The sequence below is a fragment of the Chroococcidiopsis cubana SAG 39.79 genome, from assembly GCF_003991895.1.
GTDB classification, from domain to species: Bacteria; Cyanobacteriota; Cyanobacteriia; order Cyanobacteriales; family Chroococcidiopsidaceae; genus Chroococcidiopsis; species Chroococcidiopsis thermalis.
This window is the reverse complement of the sequence record NZ_RSCK01000049.1, coordinates 1-22,433: the sequence shown is the minus strand read 5'-3', so window position 1 is coordinate 22,433 and position 22,433 is coordinate 1. Positions and strand designations below refer to the sequence as shown.

Here is a 22,433-nt window from a genome sequence, read left to right as displayed (position 1 = left end):
CAAATACGACCGTTCATATTTTATGATTGAAAAAAGCTGTTCTAAAGCCAGATCGTCTTTTCTTATCAAGCAAACTCCAAATAAATGTCTATTCCGGATTTTCAAAGTTTAATGTTACCCTTGTTGAAGATTTTAGAAGACGAGCAAGATTATTTTATCCGTGATATTATTGAAACTTTAGCATGGGAATACAATTTAACTAGTTCTGAAAAATCAAAACTATTACCAAGCGGTCAGCAACCAATTTTTGATAATCGAGTGGGTTGGGCTAAAACTTACTTAAAAAAAGCAGGACTTGTTGAATCACCTAAAAGGGGATATGTAAAGATAACCAAAAGAGGATTAGGAGTTATTAAACAAAATTTAGACTTTATTGATAGAGAGTTTTTAATGCAATATCCCGAGTTCATGAAATTTCAAAAGATTTCAAAAACATTAAAAGACGATTTCGATACTGATGAATGGGATGAAATAGAATGGAACGAACCAGAAGAATATGATTTTTCAGTCAAGTCATCTAATAAGACAGAAATATTAAAACTTGTCAATGCTAGAAATGATGCTTTGCAAACGTTAATAGTTGAAGCAGAAAACGATCTCATTATCATTAATTATTACTACAACAATCAAAAACTGGAAACTATTTGGAATCGCTCTACCGCTTTGGCGATTGCTAATGCTATTCAACAGTACTATAGCTATTAATGCACTCTAGTTCCCCCCTTTTTAAGGGGGGTTGGGGGGGATCTCCGAGGACTCAGAATGAATCGCGAAAACCTACTCAACACAGACTTCCACCTACCCTACAATCCACAACTCGTGGAAAGAGCAAAAGAATTACGCAAAAACATGACTCCAGCAGAAAAGCTCCTCTGGAATCATTATCTAAGAAAGTTCAAATATCGAGTTTTAAGACAAAGACCTATAGATAATTTCATTGTTGATTTCTACTGTGCAGAATTAAAATTAGTTATCGAAGTTGATGGAGATAGCCATTTTACAGATGATGGCAAAATTTATGATTTAGAAAGAAGTGCCAAACTAGAAGGCTATGGACTGAAGGTAATTAGATTTACCAATAACGAAGTATTGAACAATATAGAGGGAGTTTGTCATGAGATTGAGGAAGCGATCGCACTTCATTCCTAGCAAGAAGATCCCCCCAACCCCCCTTCAAAAGGAGGGCTTTTTTATTCTCACAATCCTGCTTACCAAGTGAAGAAGATCCCCCCAACCCCCCTTCAAAAGGAGGGCTTTTTTATTCTCACGATCCTGCTTACCAAGTGAAGAAGATCCCCCCAACTTACCAAGTGAAGAAGATCCCCCCAACCCCCCTTTTTAAGGGGGGCTTTTTATGTAAACATCAATTGCCTTAAAAAGGGGAGCTTTTTGTGATACCAATTCTATTTATCCTTGCACTAAATCGGTCGCTCATAGCCCCCCTTGTAAGGGGGGTTGGGGGGATCTTCCGTGGCGCAGTCAGATCAAAATGGTATGAGGATATCTGCGATCGCTTGCGAAATTGGTAAACCAGCATGTTTTTCCAACCAATAGAACTCTCCTACGGGATTAATTTCTAAAAATATATAACGCCCGTCTGGAGTCAAAATGAGATCGAATGCTCCATAGTTTAACTGAAAATATGTCATCATCTGTCGCAATCTTACAGCAAGTTCTTGAGGAAGAGTGTAAGGTTGCCAAGCATCAATCAAAGTCAATCCTTGTCGCCGCCAGTCATGACGCGCTTCAGGAGAAACTTGAGAATCAATAGCAGCTGTAAATACGTGCTGTCCGACAATTGTTGTCCTTAGTTCTAATGCTTTAGGAATGTTTTCTTGAAAGCACATCGGACAGAAACGCAGTCCCTCTAGGTTATCTAAATCCTCTGGCTTGACTGGATTAGTGAAAACAACTTGCTCTTGTCCTCGATCGTAGATTGCAAAGGTAGTGAGCATTTTTGTCACCATACCCGAACTGCACTCTCGTGCAAATTCCAACACTGCTTGGGGATTGTTTGTAATCAGAGTACGCGGAGTTTCTAAACCAAGCGATCGCGCAATTTGTAATTGTAATTGCTTGTGTTCTGCACGGCGAATATGGGACACGGAGTCAAGGTGAAAAATCTTGAGACTAGCGATCGCCCCTAGAATCGTAGCTTGCGACTCTTGAACTGAGGCTTGGCGTAGTTGCGCATCCATTGTTGTCGGAATCCTTGCACCCATGCGAATGCGCCGATACCAAACTGCGGACACATCTTGTAAATTGAGTTGATTTGCGCCATCAATCAGCACAAACCGTTCCGTTCCCAGTCCGAAATAAACCTCTAACTGCGTCTGCGTCGGAAAGCGATCGGTATCAAAGCGAAATGTCTTTCCATCTTGAGCTGCGATCGCATCCATAACTAAGGAAATACCCTCATGATCTCGACTATGAGTCACGATCAAAACTGTCATATTGTTATACTCCAATTTGCGATCGCCAACTCGTAATTCGTAGCCATTATTCTCCACATTATTGCTATAAAATTATTTTTCATCACCAAGCTAGGAGCTTGTACCCAGAGTTAATAAATTACGAATTACGAATTACGAATTACAAATTATTTCTTGTAATAATCAGAGATTGATGGGAACTTTGGAAACTCAGGCATAGATGGCATCTTAAATACATCGATTGAGGGGAATTCATAACCTTTATTCCCACCATCAACGTCAACGTCAGATGGATACGCTAGCGTTGTTGCAGCATATTCGCTACCACCACTCACAGATGCCATTTCTGCTTCTGAAAGTTCTGCTCCAAATTGTCCTTCTAGAAAGTGGGCGAAAAAAGGAATTGGTGAATTTAAATTCCGTGAGTTCATATCAGACATAGATTTTATTTACCTCCGATTGGTTAATTCAGGTTGCAGCAATAACTCAGCAAACTCTTATCAAAAGAATTTAGAATTCTAGTCGTAGAATTATGAATGACAAACCCCACAGACAAATCTACGGGGCTGAAAATAGAAAAATCTAATTTTTCACGCCTTGTATGGGTTTGAAAGCATTCAACTTATTCTGAATTGCCAATTCCAAATTCTAAATTTTTAAGTTGTATTGCTAAGCTTTAATTAGCAACCTATACTCACCACTTCATCCAGCAGTATAGAGGTTACGCATGGCTTTACAAAAATTTATTTGGGGCATACAAAAACGCAAGGGTACGATCGGGTATCAGATATCGTCAAGAGCGGGTTTCGATCGAAGATTTCTTGCCGTCAGCCGTAAATCTTTTGCTAAACCCGCCCGTACAAGAGTCAGGAGCCGATTGGTAATTGCCCCCTCAGCCCCCTGGGCTCCCTCAGCTTCCCCAGCTCTCTTCTCTAGGGTACTTCAATCGGAATCAAAGCATTCTCAGGTAAATACTGCTGGAATCTACCCTCGTCCGCCAATACTAAAACTAAGCGTAAAGGGTAATCAGGTGGCATTTGCAGATCTGCCCAAGGAACTGCGACTTCTAAACAACGCTCCAACGCTACTTGAGCGCGACTGGCGCGGGGATGCCATTGATAGTGTTCTCCCGCCTCTTGAAAGTGAACCGATTGTGTCAGTAAGTTAACTTCCAAGCGATGGTGAAACATATAGTTCATTGGCGATTGCTCTGGCAAGTCTACCAAAGGTGCGGGGCTGTTATGCATGGTGCGATCGGGATAGAACCAGAGTAAATTGAGTTCTGGTGGCAAGTCCTGACCTGGCTTTGCCCCTGTTTTGAAATCTAATCTGAGATAGAAATTTAGGTGATCTACCCCATACCAAATGCGCTGAACCGTGCTGCTTTGATGCATCGTTCCCCGCGCTCCCCCAACTTCTAAGCGTCCGGCTTTGTCCCAGTCTTGCTCGTCGCCCATGCCATCAATATTAGGATGAATGAAGCTTTGAGGGCGATGGTCGGCAGGAGCAGCATGAATTTCCACCGGACGCAACAGCACTGGAGGAACGGGTTGATTTAAGGCTTGATAAATGCCACACAAATGCTCTCGAAATAACTGGTCGAAGATAGCATCGTGATTGGAGGAATGACCTTCACCAAACCACCAAAACCAATCGGAACCCTCAGCAGCGTACAAAGCTTCCCAAACTTCGGGGTTATTCTCTTCTGTCGCCTCTGGATGCTGTGCCAATACCTCTCTCGCTGCTGCTAGCAAGTCCCAAGCTCGATTTTTTGCCGGGTCGCCAATCCAAGTGGTAAAGCTGCCATCTACCCAGGAACCGCTGTGTAATTTCTCACCTGGAATTGTTGCAGTTGGGGGAAAAGCATCGATAAATTCCGAGACGGTGACGAGTTTGATATGAGGATGGTTGCTGAGAGTTTGATATAAGTTTTCTAAGAAGGGTTTGCCATCTTGAGGATAGTATTCCCAGCAGTTTTCTCCATCTAATGCAATCGTGACGAGCCAAGGTTGTTCTAAGCTAGTCCGATCGCCTTCTTGGTGATGTTTGAGCTGATGGGCGATCGACTCTAAATGTCCCACTAAATCTGCTGCGGCGCGTTTAGGTGGCATCGACCCATATGTAAAACCAATTAAATCAGACAGTCGATGATCGCGAAAGACAATAGATAAATCTCCCGCTGCTGTCTGCAAGCGATAGGGACGGTATAACAATTCTGGTTCGATGACATTTCCCGCCCCGTCACGGTGAAAAAAGTGCTTGAGCGTCCACCCTAAAACGGCTTCATCAGAGACGATCCAATTAAATCCTTGCTTGATAATATAGGGGAGAATTTCAGGGCTGACAGACTGTTCGGAGGGCCACAAACCCCTGGGTACTTGTCCAAAGCGGTCTTCGTATAACTCCCATGCTTTTTGCAAGTGACGCGGAATATCTTCTGCCCACTGAAAGCGGTAGTTAGGCAGATTCATATTCGGTACGGCAACCCGACCGGAGTTAGTATCGGCAAGTAAAGGCAGAATTGGATGAGTATAAGGCGAGGTAGTAACTTCTAATTGCCCCGTTTTTTGCATGTGGCGATGTTGGGGGACAATCCGACTGATAATTTCCCTTTGTTTAGAATAAATCCGCTGGCGATCGCTTAAAGTAAAACCCCGACCTTGCTGCAACCATTGAGCAATTTCGGGGTCGTCCCAAAAAATTGGATCGATCCAAACTAAATTATGCCAAGCCAGTAGATCGCCGTAATCTTCCTTCTGCCAATTGTCTAAACACCAAGCTGCACCGCGTTCCTGCCGTTGATGGTACAACTCTGCATAACGGGGGTGGGGATCGATCAGGGTATGATGGTTGGCATCAAAAAAGTTAGCAATAATAAATTGTTGCTGCTCCCTTTGCAGTTGCTCTGTAGGTGTCAAGCTAACTGTCAGATATGGATCGAAAGCAGTCCCAGCAATGTAATCTTCTAGTTGCAGAATCAGAGAAGGAACGAGGTTAACCGTTTGATGTAACTTAGGATAACGCTCTAGAATTAACACCAAATCCAGATAGTCTTTTGTCCCGTGCAACCTGACCCACGGCAAGCGATACTGATTGGATGTAGAAGCAGAACTGCGATCGCGACTTTTATACAGTGGTTGGTGCTGATGCCAGACGAATGCAACGTATAAAGGATGGGGCATAGGTATCGATCGGTAGTTGGTAGTTGGTAGTTGGTAATTGGTAATTGGTAATCGGTGGTAGACGCTACACGGAGTGAAGACAGTCAACCGTCAACCGCGAACTGTCAACCATTAACCCATTACCCATTACCCATTACCCATTACCTCATCGCTAGATTACTTGTTCGACTTCAGCGATTTCGGGGATCATTTCCCGCAAACGGCGCTCGATTCCCATTCTCAGAGTCATGGTAGAACTAGGGCAAGAACCACAAGCTCCTTGTAACCGCAACCGCACGATTGGACCGTCGAGTTCGACGAGTTCTACGTTGCCACCATCTGACATCAGATAGGGGCGCATTTCATCCAAAACTGTTTCTACATTATCTGTTGTAAGTTCCATAGAATTAGACCTTTGTTTAACAAACTTGCTAAAACGATCCTAGCTCTAGTCAGTTGTCAGTTATCAGTTGTCAGAGAAGAAAGGTAACAGGGAACAGTAACTAATTACCAACTACCAACTACCAACTACCAACTAAACAGCAACAGCCTCTAGTAGTTTGATATTAGAGAAGTTAAACTCAGTTTTAATTCGTTCTTGTTGCTGATAGTCTTCTACGGTTTGCTTGGTCATGACGTAATAGTCACCAAATTTTTCGTAAAAGTCTTGAAACTTTAATACCTTGATGACTTCGTTAGTTTGGGGATTGCGGAACACCGCATCGTAGCGACTAGCTACGTACCCTCCGCCTGTATCTAAGCTATCGTGAGTATCGATGACAAAAGGCCATGCGACCCATAACGCGGCTGACTTGGCAAATCTCCGTACCGCGCACTTTATAGTTAGAACCCATAGCATCGCCTTTGACCAGGATTTCTACTGCGCCACTGTCATCGAGTTTACCGAGGCTAAACTCATTTTTGCCGTGAGACTGCTCGAATTGCGATCGCTTGCGGTGAGTAACAATATCTCGTAGCTGCGTATAAACGCTTTCTTGTACTTTTTCGTCTTCTATGCCTGTAACTTCTACGCTCAAATCGCGATTTATCCGAATTCTACCCGTGTAGACTTCATTACCTTGCGTCAATTGCACGTCTGCGCTGTAACCAGGAAAGTTTTCATCCCAGGTATAGCGGTTTTCATAAGCCGTCTTGAATAAGTCTCGCGCACTTGTTTGCTCTGTCATGGCATTGTTGTGACTTCACCTTTTACAGTGTAGTCCGAATGAGGAGTGAGGAGCGAGGGAAAGAGAGTAGTGCGTGGTGTGTGGTGTGGTGCGGTGTGGTGCGTGATAAAAGGGTGTAGGGTGTGGAGATTGTAAATTTCTTTCTCCCTAACTCCTCACTCCTCGCTCCTCACCCCTCACTCCCCATCTCCCAGTCCTAATACCATCAACGGCTCTTGATACAAAGGGACTGTAAAGGTAACTGTGGAACCGAGTCCCTCACCCATACTGTAAAAATTGACCGTTCCCCCCATAGCTTCAACTAGCTTTTGGGATATTGTTAATCCCAAACCAGTACCTCCATACTGCCGCGTGCGAGAGCCGTCTACTTGGCTAAAGGATTGAAATAGTTTATCTTGCTTATCTAAAGAAACACCAATGCCCGTATCGGCAACACGAACTTTCACCATTCCCGGTAGAACTTGATTTTGAAAAATGGTTTTTTTCCGGGTGATATCCGCACTAATGGTGACTCCGCCTTCATGGGTAAATTTGATCGCGTTCCCGACCAAATTTAGCATCACTTGCAATAGCCTTTGGTAATTACCTAAGACAATAATTTCATCTGCCGTAGGTGGTAATTGGATCTGCAAACTTAAATTTTTCTGCTCGGCTTGGGTTCTGGTAAAGTCTTCGAGATCGCTAAATAGCTCGTTGAGTCTAACTTGACCTAACTCCAAATCCATTTTGCCTGCTTCAATTTTGGCAATATCTAGAATGTCGTTAATGATATTGAGCAGGTGCAAGCCAGAGCGATAGGCTTCTTGGATAAATTCTTCCTGTTCTTCAGGATCGTCTGCCATCCCCTCCAGCACTAACTTTAAAAATCCCAGCATTCCATTGAGCGGCGTGCGGAGTTCGTGGGAAGTGTTAGCGAGAAATTCGCTTTTAAGGCGAGAGGCTTCTTCTGCTTGTTGGCGAGCTTCTTCTAGCTGCTTGTAGAGAGTAGCATGGGCGATCGCCGTACCAATTTGATCGGCTAAATCTCGGACTAACTCGATTTCTTCCGTCGTCCACTGGCGTAAGCGAGGGATCGGATGCAACATCGAATTACTGTGAGTCTGTGGTTGAAGGCTGCGTTCGCAATGCTGCAAGCAAATTAAGCCGTTAGGCTTATCGCGATCGACCGTTGCTAATAGTAAGATTGATTGTTGAAACTGGGGATTTTCTGTCTTTTCGATCGCCACAGGTGCAAGAGTCTCTAGAGCCTGACAGTAACCTGGTTCGTGCATGATATCAATTGATTGACCCAGCATCGACCGCACTGCCATTTGGCGATACTCAGCTACCACTTGTAAATGGAGATCTTCCGGTCTATACGAGCAGATAATACAATGACTGACACCCAAGGCTTGACCCAAACTTTCTACAGTTTGCTGCCAAATTGTATTTAGATCTAACGTGCGGCGGATGTTACGCGCAATTTGACTGAGAAGCTTTTTAGACGAAACTGAACCGAGCGATCCCATTGCCGTAGTCGCCAATTCCGAATAGACATCGGCTACCACTTCGTTGTCTATTTCTTCTAAGTGTCGCCCTATGACTAAAACAGAAGTAGCCGATCCCGTTGCGGGTAAAATTGGGCTAATTGCCAACTCAAATCCAAACAATTTTTGTCCGTAGCGAAATACACAGTGACAGCGTTCGGGAACAAGACTTTCCAAAATCCTTTGCACCCGTCTTAAGTAGGGAGTTGGATCTAAAGGTCCAAATGTCTGTTCTAAAGATTGTCCTACAATCCGCTCTTGCTGCAAACCTACACTATCGGCTTGTTGCCATGAGAAATAAAGATAGCAACCCGAGCTATCCTGTACGTAGGCTAATTCAGCTCCTAGAGATGATAGAGAGCCGCTGGAATTCATACCAAATGACTCGAATGAAGATGTGAAAGCTGGCTGATGGGAATCTGTATTAGCACTCATTACTAAAGATAGTTCGACACAGCGCAAGTCGAATGACTCGACAAACATTTGCTTCGAGTTTGGCACAAAACCTGATAGATTGGGAATTTTGCTTGGTGTCGCCAGCAATCTACCAAGCACTCTAGTCAAGAGAGCGTTACCAAGTTAGATGAAAACTGTTAATCGTTCCACTCACCGCGCGGTGGTACGGGTGTACGAGGGATCGTACGAGTTAGTTCATCATCTCGCTGCGTTTCACCGCGCAACCATTGACGGATCGCGACTTCAATCACTTTACTCGGATCGTTAGTTAAATGCTGAATTTGATCGACGAGTTCCGAATCTAAATGAATAGAGAGTTTTACCTTGTCGAGGTTTGCGTCTGATGTATCGATGTTGTCATTCATAAGCGCTAAACGGTAATTGATTTAGCAAACGTAACTTTTGCCATGCTTGGCTTGCAGCTCTTCCTGCGCAGCTATCTAAACTAGAACAGGACTTTTGCGGCGCTACTCAATGGCGATCGCGTCCGAATAGGTCTATTGTAAGCGCGATCGGCGACCAGTTAGCAGTGACTAGTGGCTGGTGACTAGTGACTAGATGAAGAATCCTACTACTAGCTGCAACGACACACAAGGTTAGTTCAAGATGATGCTTGTCAAATGCTTTTGGGCAGAGGGTCGAGTTTGGCTAACGTCATGTGTCAATCCAACTAGCCGCCAGCCACTAGCCACTTCCTACTCCCTCAATAAAAGATTAAAATGCGTTAAGTACGATCGCTATTTGCTTGCTGCTAAATCGTAAAAAATATGACAGATGTTTCCGCCGAACGCATTCGTAATTTTTCTATTATCGCTCACATCGATCATGGGAAATCAACACTAGCCGATCGCTTGTTGCTGACAACTGGTACGGTTGCGGAACGGGTGATGAAGCAGCAGTTTCTTGACAATATGGAGTTAGAACGAGAGCGCGGCATTACGATTAAGTTACAAGCGGCTCGGATGAACTATCAAGCAAAGGACGGAGAAGCTTACGTCCTGAATTTAATTGATACCCCAGGACACGTTGACTTTTCTTATGAAGTGTCTCGCTCTTTAGCAGCGTGTGAGGGAGCATTATTAGTTGTCGATGCTTCCCAAGGAGTAGAGGCGCAAACTCTAGCAAATGTCTACTTAGCCTTGGAGCATGACTTAGAAATCATTCCCGTATTGAATAAAATTGACTTGCCAGGGGCAGAACCAGAACGGGTGATTGAGGAGATCGAACAAATTATTGGCTTAGATTGCAGCAATGCAATTTTAGCATCGGCAAAAGAGGGAATCGGCATTGACGAGATTTTAGAGGCGATCGTCCAGCGCGTACCACCTCCACGTAATACGATTAACGATCCCTTACGGGCGTTAATTTTTGATAGCTACTACGATAGTTACCGAGGCGTAATCGTCTATTTTCGCGTCATGGATGGTACGGTGAAAAAAGGCGATCGCGTCCGTTTGATGGCATCGAAAAAAGAATACGAAATTGACGAATTAGGTGTCCTCTCTCCAAATCAAAAGCAAGTCGAAGAACTGCACGCCGGAGAAGTCGGTTATCTCGCCGCCGCCATTAAAGCTGTAGCCGATGCGCGGGTGGGCGATACAATTACCCTAGCAGCAAAACCAGCAACTCAGGCTTTACCAGGTTACACCGAAGCAAAGCCGATGGTATTTTGCGGGATGTTTCCCACTGACTCAGACGAGTTTGAAAATCTGCGCGATGCTCTGGAAAAGCTGAGGCTTAACGATGCAGCCTTGCAATACGAACCGGAAACCTCAAGCGCGATGGGGTTTGGTTTCCGCTGCGGTTTCTTGGGATTGTTACACATGGAAATCGTCCAAGAACGTTTAGAACGCGAATACGATTTAGATTTGGTAATTACAGCTCCATCGGTAGTTTACAAAGTAGTTACCAACAACGGTGAAGAAATTTATGTTGATAACCCCAGCAAGTTACCAGCACCCAACGAACGGGAAAGCATTGCTGAACCCTACGCTCAAGTAGAAATGATTACGCCAGAATCTTTTGTTGGCACGTTGATGGAGTTGTGTCAAAATCGGCGGGGAATCTTCAAAGATATGAAATATCTTACCCAGGGGCGCACGACATTAACTTATGAATTGCCTTTGGCAGAGGTAGTCACAGACTTTTTCGATCAAATGAAGTCGCGATCGCGCGGATATGCCAGCATGGAATATCATCTGATTGGCTACCGCGAAAATCCCTTAGTCCGCCTAGATCTGATGATCAACGGCGATCCGGTAGACTCTTTAGCAATGATCGTCCATCGTGACAAAGCCTATGGTGTCGGACGCGCGATGGCAGAAAAATTGAAAGAACTGATCCCCCGCCATCAATTTAAAGTCCCCATCCAAGCCGCCATTGGCAGCAAAGTTATCGCCAGCGAACACATTCCCGCACTGCGTAAAGACGTACTCGCCAAATGCTACGGTGGTGACATCAGCCGCAAGAAAAAACTCTTGCAAAAGCAAGCTAAAGGTAAAAAGCGAATGAAAGCCGTCGGTACGGTAGACGTACCCCAAGAAGCATTTATGGCTGTACTAAAATTGGATGGTTCGCAGTAGTGAGTGGCTGGTGGCTAGTGGAACCAGAATTGCTTCCTTGTCCCCCTTGTCCCCCTTGTCCTCGCGACTCTTCCAGCAGGCGATCGCCAAGAAGATCTAAATTAGTATCAGTATCTTGCCATTTTCCCAGAACCATGAATAAAATCGTCGTCGGTCTTTCTGGTGGAGTTGACAGTTCCACCGCCGCCGCCATTCTACATAACCAAGGATATGATGTCGTTGGTCTGACCCTTTGGCTGATGAAAGGCAAAGGACAATGCTGTTCGGAGGGAATGGTAGATGCTGCGTATATCTGCGAACAATTGGGTATTCCACATCACATTGTCGATATGCGGGAAGTTTTTCAAACCCACATCATCGACTACTTAGTCTCTGGATATAGCGACGGTATTACCCCACTACCCTGTTCGCAGTGCAACAAAACGGTAAAATTCAGCCCTATGTTGCAGTATGCTAGGGAAAAATTGGGTGTAGACAAAATTGCGACGGGACACTACGCTCGAATTACTCACGACCCAACATCGGGACGTTATCAATTGCGACGAGCTGTAGATCGTAATAAGGATCAGTCGTACTTTTTATACGATTTGACCCAAGATGTTTTAGCAGGTGTCATATTTCCATTAGGCGAAAAACTAAAAGCTGAAACGCGCCAAATCGCCTCCGAATACAATTTGAAAACAGCCGACAAGCCAGAAAGCCAAGACTTGTGCTTGATTGAAAATCACGGTTCTATGCGGGAGTTTTTGGATAGATACATTGCTCCCAAAAAAGGCGAAATTATCGATGCTACTGGTAAGGTACTCGGACAACACGATGGCGTGCATCATTATACGATTGGGCAGCGCAAGGGTTTGGGAATTGCCGCAGCCGAACCCCTGTACGTGATTGGCTTAGATCCGGTAACGAATCGAGTGATTGTGGGCGATCGCACCACTGCTAACCAGATAGAATGTACCGTTGGGCGGGTAAACTGGGTTTCTATCTTCGAACCCAATGCACCGATTCGCGCTCAAGTCCAAGTGCGGTATCGTTCAACTGCGGTAGATGTGACAGTGGTTCCTTTGGCAAATTCTCGCGTCAAGTTGGTATTTGACGAACCCCAATTTAGCATTACCCCCGGACAAGCTGCTGTTTGGTACGACGGTGATGTTGTCCTGGGTGGTGGAATTATTGAAAAGCCAGCACCGAATTGATTTCGTATACACGTAGGGGCGCACAGATGTGCGCCCCTACAAGTTATATATTTCACCCAATGTAGAGACGTTACATGTAACGTCTCTACAACAACGCCTCTACAAGGATTATCGTTTAGCCAGCTTTTTCGATAGCTTCCGCAGCCGAATCGATTTAGGGGTCACTTCTACTAGCTCTTCGGGTCCAATGTACTCTAGAGCGCGTTCTAGGCTCATGTCTACGGGTGCTTGCAACTGGACTAATTCATCGCCGCTAGCAGCACGGTGGTTGGTTAGCTGTTTGGTTTTGCAAACATTCAGTTCTAAGTCTTGCGGGCGGTTGTGTTCGCCCACAATCATACCTTTGTAGACTTTAGTACCAGGAGTGATAAAGAATACACCTCTGTCTTCGGCGTTCTTCATGGCGTAGAAGGTGGCTACTCCCTCTTCAAAAGAAATCAGTACGCCGTTGCGACGGGCTTCAATTTCCCCAGAAATAGCACGGTATTCGAGGAAGCTGTGGTTCATAATTCCTTCACCACGAGTCATCCGCATAAACTCACCTCGGAAGCCAACTAATCCACGGGCAGGAATGACGAAATCGAGTTGAGTGCGTCCGTTACCCCCAACTTGCATATCTTGCATTTCACCCCGACGCTGTCCCAGGCGTTCGATACAACTACCTACGGCTTCTTCCGGTACGTCTAACACGAGATATTCAAACGGTTCGCAGGGTTGTCCACTGACTTCGCGATAGATTACCTGTGGCTGAGAAACTTGGAATTCGTAACCTTCACGTCGCATGGTTTCAATTAAGATTCCCAAGTGGAGTTCGCCGCGTCCCGAAACTAAGAATTTATCGGGGGAGTCGGTTTCTTCCACGCGCAGAGCGACGTTAGTTTCCAATTCTCGCATCAAGCGATCGCGTACCTGTCTGGAAGTCACAAAATTTCCTTCTTGTCCGGCAAAGGGCGAGTCGTTGACGGAAAATGTCATTTGTAAGGTCGGCTCGTCCACTTTAATCAGTGGTAATGCCTGGGGTTCGTTAGGACAGGTAATCGTTTCGCCAATATTAGCATCGGCAAATCCGGCGATCGCAATAATGTTACCCGCAGATGCTTCTTCTTGGTCGATCCGTTTTAAACCCTCAAAGCCCATCAATTTTGTGACTTTGCCTTTAACAATTTCCCCCGTGTCGCGGATCAAAGCGGCTTGCTGTCCGACGCGGATCGTACCATTATGGATTTTACCAATAGCAATTCGTCCTACATACTCCGAGTAATCTAGAGTCGTGACCTGCAACTGCAATGGCTTTGCCGGATCGCCTACAGGTGGCGGAACGTGACGTAAAATCGCATCAAATAGGGGCTGCATGTCTACCCCTTCGGCTTCTAAATCTTCTTTGGCATAGCCGCTTAAACCAGAAGCAAATAAATAGGGAAAATCGCACTGGTCATCGTCTGCACCCAGTTCTAGAAACAGATCCAAAACTTTATCAACTGCACCGTGAGGATCTGCCTGGGGTCGGTCAATTTTATTAACCACAACAATCGGGCGCAGTCCCTTTTCTAAGGCTTTCTTCAGCACGAAGCGCGTCTGCGGCATCGGTCCTTCGTTGGCATCTACAATCAAGATACAACCGTCAACCATGCCCAAAACTCGTTCGACTTCGCCGCCAAAGTCAGCGTGACCGGGAGTATCGACAATATTGATCAGCGTCTCTTTGTAGCGCACCGCTGTATTTTTTGACAAGATGGTAATGCCTCGCTCTCGTTCCAAGGCATTTGAGTCCATCACGCAATCAGGTACGTCTTCCCCTTCGCGGAAGATGCCAGATTGTCTCAGGAGGGCATCAACGAGAGTAGTTTTGCCGTGATCGACGTGGGCGATAATGGCGACGTTGCGAATGGGGAGCGTCATAAGGGCGTTCCAGAGTTTTGTATAGGATAATTAAGCTGATACAGTGTTAGCAGCCTTTAGCAGAATTGAGTCAATAATAGCAATTCTGTAAATATGCCTTAATAATTGTAGCTTATGAGGGGAGTCGGGAGTCGGTACGATCGGATTGTCGATCGCGTTTCCTCAAATACAGTGCGTAATGCTGCTACAGAATCCGAGGGAAGGATTTGTTCGATTACCTGCAAGATTTGCTTCCATTGGTCTAACTCAGTCTGGGAAGCTGCTTGCTGCAATTTTTGCTGGTAGAATGCTTCCCAAAATTGGGGGGCTTGTTTTTTGTGCTTGGCAAACCGCTTGCGCCAGCGAAAAAAATCTTTGTTTGTTGGCGGTTCGACTCCGAGGATCGGAGGTAAATCGGCATAGCTGACAAACGTACTCACGCCTTTACCGACAACGTGGATGACGTAGCGCCAGCAGTCGATTTTGTAGATTTGCTCTGGTTGCAAGTTAAGGCAAAGAGCGATCGCTTCTTTGGTAACAAATCGCGCTAAAGGATGAATATACTTTGCTTGCGTGTTTTCTGTTGCTATCATATTAATGAATTCTCACTTTGTAGTGAAAAATCTCTACTCCTGGTAGCGATTTTCTACTTTGTGGGTTGTATTTTGACAAAGCGGTCGTCACAGTTTGCCAGACCAGGGCGATCGCTTTTAATAGATTTAAGTATTATAGAACGCTTCAGCTGACAAGTCAACGGCATGTCAACAAACGGATTAGTCAGGTTAAAAATTAGAGAATTTGCTGCTAAAGAAGGGTGGACGCTAAAAGAAGTTTCCGACAGATCGGGGGTAGCTTACGGTACAGTTAAAACTTATGCTGCTTCTCCTGGGATGGCAATGGCAGATATTAACGCACTACGTAAATTAGCGCAGACTTTCGACGTGATCATAGAAGACTTATTAGAAGTTGTAAAAGAATAGGCGACGCTGATACACAGGCTGCACAAACTAGAATTGCACAATCTTACACATATCTTGTTCTCATTCCATCTACTCACACCCTATGGAGTTAGACGAAATTCCGCACCGACTGAGGCACTCTGATAGTTACCTTTGAGACGGTCGTGGACAAGTTGTAAATATTGCCTCAACTGCTTTGGCATTGGTTCATGCACGACGTAGTTTTGGAAGCGGAAGAAAGCTTCCTCTATCTCACAATTGAGAAATTGACGAATAAAGTCAGCCTGACCTGCAATCACATCAAGTTCGGAGTCTATTGAGATCAGCACCCAGTCAGGCTCCGGCTGCCCAGCGAAGAGGGCGCAGTCGTAGAGAAATCCCATTTCTTGACGAAACTCTTCAAGACCCTCAAGCGTTACGGGTACTGTATAGGGGGGAACATACCTGTTGCATAACCCAACCGCCCACAACTCGCGATATCCACGCGCCAGCAAGGTTTGTTGTCGTCTCTCCTTCTCCATAGAATCGATTGAACTTTCGCTGATGACAGGGACAGCAACCCATTTTTCCAGCTTAAAAAGAGTTATTTCTTCAGACCATCTTGGTTTCATCTGGCAACGGACAGCCCAGCTCAAACTTTCATCAATTTTGTCAATCTGCTCAGGACTGGTAATTGGATGTAAAAGCTTAGTCTTGATAATGGACATACTTCTTATTTAAGAGTTATTTGGAGCGGTATAGATGTTTAGAAGATATATTATATTTAGGTATTTAGTGCATGAAAAATCGAAAAATACAATTAGCGTTCGTTTAAGAATAATTGCAAACAACCTAGTAAAATAAAAGACAATTTAACGATGAGTAATAACCAGCAAGAATTTTACGTTGTCATTGAACGAGATGAAGATGGATATTATGTAGGAGAAGTTCCTCAGCTTAAAGCCTGTTACAGCCAAAGCGAAACTATTGACGAGCTAATAGCAAATATTAAAGAAGTCATCGAACTTTGTTTGGAAGAGGAGGGGTATGAGAACTTACCGGAGTTTGTAGGTATCCAAAAGGTAGTAAAATAATACCAAAAGTACCTGCTGTTACAGGCAATGAAGTTATTCATGCTCTTGAGAAAGTGGGCTTTCAAGTAGTTCGACAAAAGGGTATTTATGTCAGAATGCAGCATGAAGACGGAAGAGTAGTGACGATTCCCGTTCATGCTGGTAAAAATGTCGGCAGAGGTTTACTACGTAAAATCTTACGTGATGCCAAGATGACAAGAGAAGAGTTTATAGACCTGCTTTGAAGAAAATGCTTTCCAGCCGCTTTATCGAAGCACTGACTTACGCTACAGAACTCCATGCAAAGCAAGTGCGTAAAAGTTCCGGCGTGCCTTATATTTCTCACCTGCTAGGCGTAACCAGTATTGCTTTAGAATATGGAGCAAACGAAGATGAAGCGATCGCAGCTTTACTCCACGATGCAATTGAAGACCAAGGGGGTGCGGCGACAAGAGAAGAAATTCGCCGTCGTTTTGGCGATACAGTTACCGCGATTGTAGACGGTTGCACCGACGTAGAAACAATCCCCAAACCACCTTGGAGACAGCGCAAGGAAGCTTATATCGCCACTATTCCTCAAGCATCCCCATCGATAATTTTAGTCTCAGCTGCCGACAAACTACACAACGCCAGGTCGATCTTAAAAGACTATCGCACTTTAGGCGAAACCGTATGGGAACGATTTAAAGGTGGTAAAGACGGTACGCTATGGTACTATCGCGCCGTTGTCGAAGCTTTTATCGCTAGAGAAAAGACACCTTTAATTAAAGAATTAGAACGAGTCGTTGCAGAATTAGAACAACTAGTGAAGGATGATAATAGGTAATTGGTAGTTGGTATTTGGTAGTTGCGAATCACCTATTACCTATTACCCATTACCCATTACCTCTGCTTATGGCAAACGTCCGTCTAGAAGATATTAAGCGCCGATTTAATAATGTCACTGCGATCGAAGATATTACATTTGAAGTTCCTGATGGAGAATTTTGGGTACTGGTGGGACCTTCGGGATGCGGTAAGTCCACGATTTTGAGGACGATCGCGGGATTAGAAACAGCTACATCTGGCAAACTCTATATTGGGGACACGCTGATGAATGATATCCCCGCCAGACAGCGCGATGTCGCGATGGTATTTCAAAATTACGCCCTCTACCCTCACATGACGGTAGCAGAAAATATCGCCTTCGGATTGCAAATGCGGCAAGTCGATCGCAAAATTATCAGAGAACGAGTAGAGACAGTAGCGCGATCGCTTTCTTTAGAAAATCTACTCGATCGCAAACCCAAACAACTATCGGGGGGACAGCAACAACGGGTAGCATTAGGTAGAGCGATCGCGCGTCAGCCACAAGTATTTTTATTAGATGAACCCCTATCGAATTTAGATGCTCAATTACGAGACGATACGCGGGCAGAATTAAAACAGTTACACGCACAATTAGGTGTAACAACTGTGTATGTCACTCACGATCAAGTTGAAGCGATGACATTAGCCGATAAAATTGTCGTATTAAATCGCGGCAAGATTCAACAAATCGGCGCACCACAGGAAGTTTATGCCCATCCAGCTAATCAGATGATAGCAACTTTTTTGGGCAACCCTCCAATGAATATTATGCCTGCTATTTATACAAATCAAGGTTTTCAGATAGGGGAACAACACATTTTTTGTCCGATAGAAATACAACAGAAATTGAATTTAGCACCAGGAAAACCTGTAGATTTAGGAATTCGTCCTGAGTGTATTTATGTCAATGAACTACTCAGCAGCCAAAACAATACACGCGACTCGCTACTCACGACTCACTTAAAAGTAGTAGAACCATTGGGAAGAGAGATTTTAATTAAAGGCAACGTACCAGGAACGAGCGTATTATTAAACGCACAAGTGAGTCCTAATGTCAATTTACGTGTAGGCGATCGCTTATCTCTGCAACTAGATCTAGATTGTTTATTTGTCTTTGAACCAACTACTGGCGATCGATTGTATCCATAGTAAAGCGCAAATTCCCCCTCAGATAGAGCAGCAAGTGCGATCGCACGTGTTACAATTCTTAATAATTGACAAGGAAACAGAGCAGGGGACGCTTTCAGTATTCCTCTGCCTTTTTATTTGGTTATGTACCCAACATCTGCAACTGGTGCAAACCTGCGTACAACCCACCAAGCTGTATCAACTCCTCATGAGTTCCAGACTCGACTAATTCACCCCGCTTCAAGACAAAAATTCGGTCTACATTGCGAATTGTGGAAAGACGGTGAGCAATAATAATTGCCGTTCGCCCCTCTAGCAAGCGTTCCAAGGCATCTTGAATCGAAGCTTCCGTACCCACATCCAAACTAGCCGTAGCTTCATCCAGTACGAGGATATGAGGGTTACGAATTGCCGCACGCGCAAACGCCAACAATTGCTTTTGTCCGCTAGAAAGATTCGTACCGCGCTCTCGCAACTGAGTATCGTATCCTTGGGGTAACTGCTCGATAAACTGTGCCACATTCGTATTCTCTGCGGCGGCGCGGATCTCTTCAAAAGAATAAGTATCCCCCAGTGTGATATTACTTTTCACATCTCCCGCGAAAATAAAACCTTCTTGCAGAATCACACCCATCCGACAGCGCAATTCTGCCTGCGGAATATCTCGAATATCAACTCCATCCACTAATATTCGTCCTCGTGTCGGTTCGTAGAGACGACACAGCAGCCGAATAATCGAACTTTTTCCCGCCCCCGTAGGACCAACTAAAGCAATTTTTTCTCCTGGACGAATCGTAAAATCTAAATCTTTAATCACATAATCGTCATTTTTATAAGCAAACCATACTTTTTCAAAGCGAATTTCTCCGACATGGGTAGTTGGTAATTGGTAATTGGTAATTGGTAGTTGGTAATTGGTAGTTGCTCCCTCTGCTCCTAGTCTCCTAGTCTCCTCTGCTCTCTTCTCTCTTCCCCGACTCCCGTACGGGCGGGTTTCTAAACCCGCCCCTACCGACTCCCGACTTCCATTCTCAACAGGATCGCGAATCTCAATTGGTTCGTCTAAAATATCGCTGATGCGCTCAACAGCTGTAAATCCGGCTTGAATTGCAGTAAATTTTTCCGCAAACTGGCGTAAAGGATCGAATAATCGTTGGGCAAATAGAATAAATGCAGCAAGAACGCCAAATTCTAATCTTTCTTGCAGGACAAAAATACCACCCAACCAGAGTACCCCTGCAACTGCTACTAAAGCTACCCATTCTAAAGTTGCCGAGACTGCTGAATCGTGAAAGATCGTTCTATCTACCTCACGAATATAGTTTAAATTCGTGGCGCGAAATAGTTCGGCGTTGAATTGTTCGCGGCGAAACATCTGTACGACGTTAATCCCAGAAATATTCTCTTGTAAGGTGGAATTGAGTAAAGACAGTTCTTCTCTAGCTTTATAATTGGCTTTACGATATTGCTGCTGAAAGAAAATAATTAATCCCGTGACTGGAAATAGCATCAACAACAGCATTAAAGCGAGCTGCCACTGTTGCTGAAACATGAGAGCTAAAATTACTAACATGGAGAATAGATCGCTGATAATACCTATTGCTCCAGTTGTGAAGACATCTCCTAATGCTTCCACATCGCTTGTTAAGCGAGTAATTAATTTTCCCACAGGGGTGCGATCGAAAAAGCGTACTGCTAAAGATGTAACGTGTGCAAAGAGATCGTTGCGAATATCTGCTGTCATTTGTTGTCCGACTTTTTGCACTAAGTAGCCTTGCACCCCTGAAAAGATGAGACGAACTATCACTGTTAACAGCAACAAACCTTCCAGAATTTGTAAACCCTGCCCCAGAGGTAGATTTTTGAGAAAATCGTAGGTATTTGGTTCTTTACGAATGAGGGAGATTGCTTGACCGATCAAAATTGGTTGAACGGCATTGGCGATCGCTACTGGAACTAGCAAAACCGTGGAAATCAACAATAACCTACCGTGACGGCGACCGTAAGGAATTAATCTTAGGAACAATCGCCAATCATTCTGGCGGCGGCGATTTCTGACGGGTTGGGATACGGGCGCTGATGTCGTCATGCTGCAACCTTTAATGGACGATCGGTCATCTAAAATACATTTTCTTAATTTAGCGCTAGTACTGACTCAAGATCGCTCTCATTCTGGCTAGATTTTTGCAGGCGATCGCTCAGTTTTTCTATTTCTGATGAGGAGGTTACCCGAATCTGCCTAATATGGAGCGATTCAATGCCTACTATCCGTCTGCTACTAGTCTTAATCAAAAAAATATGAAAACTACATATTACATTCACCGTTTTTCAGTATTATTATCAGTAATCCCTGTATCAATCTTTATCTGAAACTATTGCGATCGCTACAATCTTCTGGCAATTTTTTATGCCAGATATATTATTTTGCATATTCATATGATTCAAATACTTAATCCTGCATAAGTTTCGTACTTAAATTTTGTATTTCAATCTTTTTAGCTTGCTTTCAAAAGGAGAAAATTTCTAATTTAACTTATTTGATTTTATAGCAATCCAATTTAATTCATGAACGTGGAGCAGGCTTCTAGCCTGCGGCTGGCTAGAAGCACAAATCATTTAGAACTGCTATAGCAGTTTCTCGTATAGAGACGTTACATATAACGTTTCTATACGAGCAATCGATTTCACGATTAACTATTAAGAATTAAGAGTTAAGAATTAAAAGCAAATGAAAGTAACAACTATAGAAACCGCGTACCCACTTTCACCAATGCAGCAGGGAATGCTGTTTCATAGCCTCCACGCTCAACAATCTGGAGTTGATATCGAGCAGGTAATTTGTTCGATCCGCGATCGCCTCAATATTTCTGCTTTTATTCAAGCATGGCAACGAGTTGTGGAACGCCACCCAGTTTTAAGAACGAGCTTTGATTGGAAAAGCGATCGTCAACCATTACAATGCGTCCACCTACAACCCGCTATTGAGATAGAACGAGAAGATTGGCGTAGCTTGTCAGCGATGGAACAAGAACAACAGTTGCAAGTATATCTTCAGCGCGATCGCGCCCTTGGCTTTCAGATGGATCGCTTGCCATTAATGCGTTTAGCTCTGGTGCAGCTCGGCGATCGTGACTACCGCTTGATTTGGACTTTTCATCATGCCATATTAGACGGTCGGTCTTTGCATATAGTTCTCAAAGAAGTTTTTACTTTTTACGATGCTTTCTGCCTGGGAGAGGACTTAGAAATACCACAACCTCGTCCTTATCAAGATTACATCCAATGGTTACAGCAAGATTGGTCAAAAACCGCCAACTTTTGGCAACAACGACTCAAAGGCTTTACTGCACCAACTCCATTAATAGCTAACTCAACATTAGCTAAAACCTTAAATACAGACTTAGAGATCGTCGATCGCAGTTTTGGCAATCGCGAACTGCGACTGTCAGAGCAAACGACAGCGATATTAAAATCTTTGGCACAACAACACCAGCTCACGCTTAACACTTTGGTACAGGGAGCTTGGGCTATACTACTGAGTCGCTACAGTCGCGAAACCGATATTGTCTTTGGAGCCACGAGAGCTTGCCGTCACTCCTCTGTAGCCGGAGCTGAGTCTATGGTAGGACTGCTGATTAATACCCTACCAGTGCGGGTCAATGTCTCGCCAGAGCAACAGCTTTTACCGTGGTTGCAGGAATTGCGATCGCAGTGGGTGACTTTGCGGGACTACGAACATACTCCTTTAGTCAATATTCAAGGTTGGAGCGACGTTCCCAGTGGTACGCCTCTGTTTAACAGCCTTTTAGTATTTGAAAACTATGAATTGAATTCGGCTTTACGCGCTCAAGGTAGTCGATGGCAAAATCTAGAATTCCGATTAGAAGAACAAACGAATTATCCACTCACCTTAGTTAGCTGCGCCGCATCAGAGCTTTTACTCAAACTTACTAACCAGAGCATAGAATAGTGAACAGTTTTAGGTTGCGGCGTAAGCAACATGTTTCTCACGAAAAAAGTTTTGCAC

General features: G+C 44.4%; 22 protein-coding genes and 1 pseudogene. 11 read left to right on the top strand and 12 right to left on the bottom strand.

What is annotated here, in order from left to right:
* Positions 1-84: 84 nt before the first annotated feature.
* Both DSM107010_RS23640 and DSM107010_RS23635 read left to right on the top strand, forming a co-directional pair.
* The gene (locus DSM107010_RS23640; RefSeq protein ID WP_106167279.1) at positions 85-705 is read left to right on the top strand and encodes a winged helix-turn-helix domain-containing protein; all 621 of its coding nucleotides are present in this window, start codon (positions 85-87) and stop codon (positions 703-705) included.
* A 57-nt stretch (positions 706-762) separates the two neighbouring features.
* Complete coding sequence (locus tag DSM107010_RS23635; RefSeq protein WP_106167278.1) at positions 763-1,149, top strand: endonuclease domain-containing protein; 387 nt, start codon at positions 763-765, stop codon at positions 1,147-1,149.
* A 335-nt stretch (positions 1,150-1,484) separates the two neighbouring features.
* On the opposite strand, the gene DSM107010_RS23630 is transcribed toward DSM107010_RS23635, so the two are convergent.
* The 7 genes and pseudogenes from DSM107010_RS23630 to DSM107010_RS23600 all read right to left on the bottom strand — a co-directional run bounded on the left by DSM107010_RS23630 (position 1,485) and on the right by DSM107010_RS23600 (position 9,127).
* A complete protein-coding gene (locus DSM107010_RS23630) occupies positions 1,485-2,453 on the bottom strand; it encodes an MvdD family ATP-grasp ribosomal peptide maturase (protein ID WP_106168962.1) in 969 nt (322 codons plus the stop codon).
* Positions 2,454-2,599: 146 nt separating this feature from the next.
* The gene (locus DSM107010_RS23625; protein WP_106168960.1) at positions 2,600-2,872 is read right to left on the bottom strand and encodes a microviridin/marinostatin family tricyclic proteinase inhibitor; all 273 of its coding nucleotides are present in this window, start codon (positions 2,870-2,872) and stop codon (positions 2,600-2,602) included.
* Positions 2,873-3,364: 492 nt separating this feature from the next.
* Complete coding sequence (locus DSM107010_RS23620; protein WP_106168961.1) at positions 3,365-5,614, bottom strand: glycoside hydrolase family 57 protein; 2,250 nt, start codon at positions 5,612-5,614, stop codon at positions 3,365-3,367.
* 151 nt (positions 5,615-5,765) lie between these two features.
* Positions 5,766-5,996 carry a NifU family protein gene (locus tag DSM107010_RS23615; RefSeq protein ID WP_015152173.1) on the bottom strand — a complete coding sequence of 77 codons (231 nt, stop codon included), beginning with the start codon at positions 5,994-5,996 and terminating at the stop codon, positions 5,766-5,768.
* A 132-nt stretch (positions 5,997-6,128) separates the two neighbouring features.
* A pseudogene (locus DSM107010_RS23610) lies at positions 6,129-6,780 on the bottom strand (DUF3386 domain-containing protein).
* A gap of 176 nt (positions 6,781-6,956) precedes the next feature.
* Positions 6,957-8,741 carry a GAF domain-containing hybrid sensor histidine kinase/response regulator gene (locus DSM107010_RS23605; protein WP_041462671.1) on the bottom strand — a complete coding sequence of 595 codons (1,785 nt, stop codon included), beginning with the start codon at positions 8,739-8,741 and terminating at the stop codon, positions 6,957-6,959.
* A gap of 158 nt (positions 8,742-8,899) precedes the next feature.
* Positions 8,900-9,127, bottom strand: a complete 228-nt coding sequence (locus tag DSM107010_RS23600; RefSeq protein ID WP_015152176.1) for a ribbon-helix-helix domain-containing protein — start codon at positions 9,125-9,127, stop codon at positions 8,900-8,902.
* Positions 9,128-9,368: 241 nt separating this feature from the next.
* Between DSM107010_RS23600 and DSM107010_RS38700 the strand changes: the two genes are divergently transcribed.
* Both DSM107010_RS38700 and lepA read left to right on the top strand, forming a co-directional pair.
* Positions 9,369-9,524: a hypothetical protein gene (locus tag DSM107010_RS38700; RefSeq protein WP_158631853.1), complete on the top strand. Its 156-nt coding sequence runs from the start codon at positions 9,369-9,371 to the stop codon at positions 9,522-9,524.
* Positions 9,525-9,529: 5 nt separating this feature from the next.
* The gene (gene lepA / locus DSM107010_RS23595) at positions 9,530-11,344 is read left to right on the top strand and encodes a translation elongation factor 4 (protein ID WP_015152177.1); all 1,815 of its coding nucleotides are present in this window, start codon (positions 9,530-9,532) and stop codon (positions 11,342-11,344) included.
* On the opposite strand, the gene DSM107010_RS38695 is transcribed toward lepA, so the two are convergent.
* Positions 11,310-11,480 (bottom strand): hypothetical protein, encoded by a 171-nt coding sequence (locus tag DSM107010_RS38695; RefSeq protein ID WP_158631852.1) that lies wholly within the window; start codon positions 11,478-11,480, stop codon positions 11,310-11,312. The two genes, lepA and DSM107010_RS38695, sit on opposite strands and share 35 nt — an antisense overlap.
* Between DSM107010_RS38695 and mnmA the strand changes: the two genes are divergently transcribed.
* Positions 11,479-12,540: a tRNA 2-thiouridine(34) synthase MnmA gene (mnmA, locus tag DSM107010_RS23590; RefSeq protein ID WP_106167595.1), complete on the top strand. Its 1,062-nt coding sequence runs from the start codon at positions 11,479-11,481 to the stop codon at positions 12,538-12,540. The genes DSM107010_RS38695 and mnmA overlap by 2 nt on opposite strands.
* A 108-nt stretch (positions 12,541-12,648) precedes the next feature.
* On the opposite strand, the gene typA is transcribed toward mnmA, so the two are convergent.
* Together typA and DSM107010_RS23580 are read right to left on the bottom strand one after the other, a co-directional pair.
* The gene (gene typA, locus DSM107010_RS23585; protein WP_106167596.1) at positions 12,649-14,439 is read right to left on the bottom strand and encodes a translational GTPase TypA; all 1,791 of its coding nucleotides are present in this window, start codon (positions 14,437-14,439) and stop codon (positions 12,649-12,651) included.
* A 98-nt stretch (positions 14,440-14,537) separates the two neighbouring features.
* Positions 14,538-15,011, bottom strand: coding sequence for a hypothetical protein (locus DSM107010_RS23580; RefSeq protein ID WP_106167597.1), 474 nt, complete (start codon positions 15,009-15,011; stop codon positions 14,538-14,540).
* A 165-nt stretch (positions 15,012-15,176) separates the two neighbouring features.
* Here DSM107010_RS23580 and DSM107010_RS23575 point away from each other — a divergent pair, with 165 nt between their 5' ends.
* Positions 15,177-15,398 carry a helix-turn-helix domain-containing protein gene (locus DSM107010_RS23575; protein ID WP_015152181.1) on the top strand — a complete coding sequence of 74 codons (222 nt, stop codon included), beginning with the start codon at positions 15,177-15,179 and terminating at the stop codon, positions 15,396-15,398.
* Positions 15,399-15,478: 80 nt separating this feature from the next.
* Here DSM107010_RS23575 and DSM107010_RS23570 read toward each other — a convergent pair whose 3' ends face one another.
* Complete coding sequence (locus DSM107010_RS23570) at positions 15,479-16,084, bottom strand: hypothetical protein (RefSeq protein WP_106167598.1); 606 nt, start codon at positions 16,082-16,084, stop codon at positions 15,479-15,481.
* Positions 16,085-16,234: 150 nt separating this feature from the next.
* Between DSM107010_RS23570 and DSM107010_RS23565 the strand changes: the two genes are divergently transcribed.
* From DSM107010_RS23565 to DSM107010_RS23550, 4 genes are all read left to right on the top strand, one after another.
* Complete coding sequence (locus tag DSM107010_RS23565) at positions 16,235-16,450, top strand: type II toxin-antitoxin system HicB family antitoxin (RefSeq protein WP_106167599.1); 216 nt, start codon at positions 16,235-16,237, stop codon at positions 16,448-16,450.
* Positions 16,450-16,674 carry a type II toxin-antitoxin system HicA family toxin gene (locus DSM107010_RS23560; RefSeq protein WP_106167600.1) on the top strand — a complete coding sequence of 75 codons (225 nt, stop codon included), beginning with the start codon at positions 16,450-16,452 and terminating at the stop codon, positions 16,672-16,674. The genes DSM107010_RS23565 and DSM107010_RS23560 overlap by 1 nt, the downstream gene beginning before the upstream one ends.
* Positions 16,675-16,679: 5 nt before the next feature.
* Positions 16,680-17,255: an HD domain-containing protein gene (locus DSM107010_RS23555; protein ID WP_106167601.1), complete on the top strand. Its 576-nt coding sequence runs from the start codon at positions 16,680-16,682 to the stop codon at positions 17,253-17,255.
* A 68-nt stretch (positions 17,256-17,323) separates the two neighbouring features.
* Entirely contained in the window at positions 17,324-18,427 is a 1,104-nt protein-coding gene (locus DSM107010_RS23550) for an ABC transporter ATP-binding protein (RefSeq protein WP_106167602.1), read from the top strand.
* 121 nt (positions 18,428-18,548) lie between these two features.
* On the opposite strand, the gene DSM107010_RS23545 is transcribed toward DSM107010_RS23550, so the two are convergent.
* Positions 18,549-20,495, bottom strand: a complete 1,947-nt coding sequence (locus DSM107010_RS23545) for an ABC transporter ATP-binding protein (RefSeq protein ID WP_106167603.1) — start codon at positions 20,493-20,495, stop codon at positions 18,549-18,551.
* A gap of 639 nt (positions 20,496-21,134) precedes the next feature.
* Between DSM107010_RS23545 and DSM107010_RS23540 the strand changes: the two genes are divergently transcribed.
* Entirely contained in the window at positions 21,135-22,376 is a 1,242-nt protein-coding gene (locus DSM107010_RS23540) for a condensation domain-containing protein (RefSeq protein ID WP_241994317.1), read from the top strand.
* Positions 22,377-22,433: the final 57 nt, after the last annotated feature.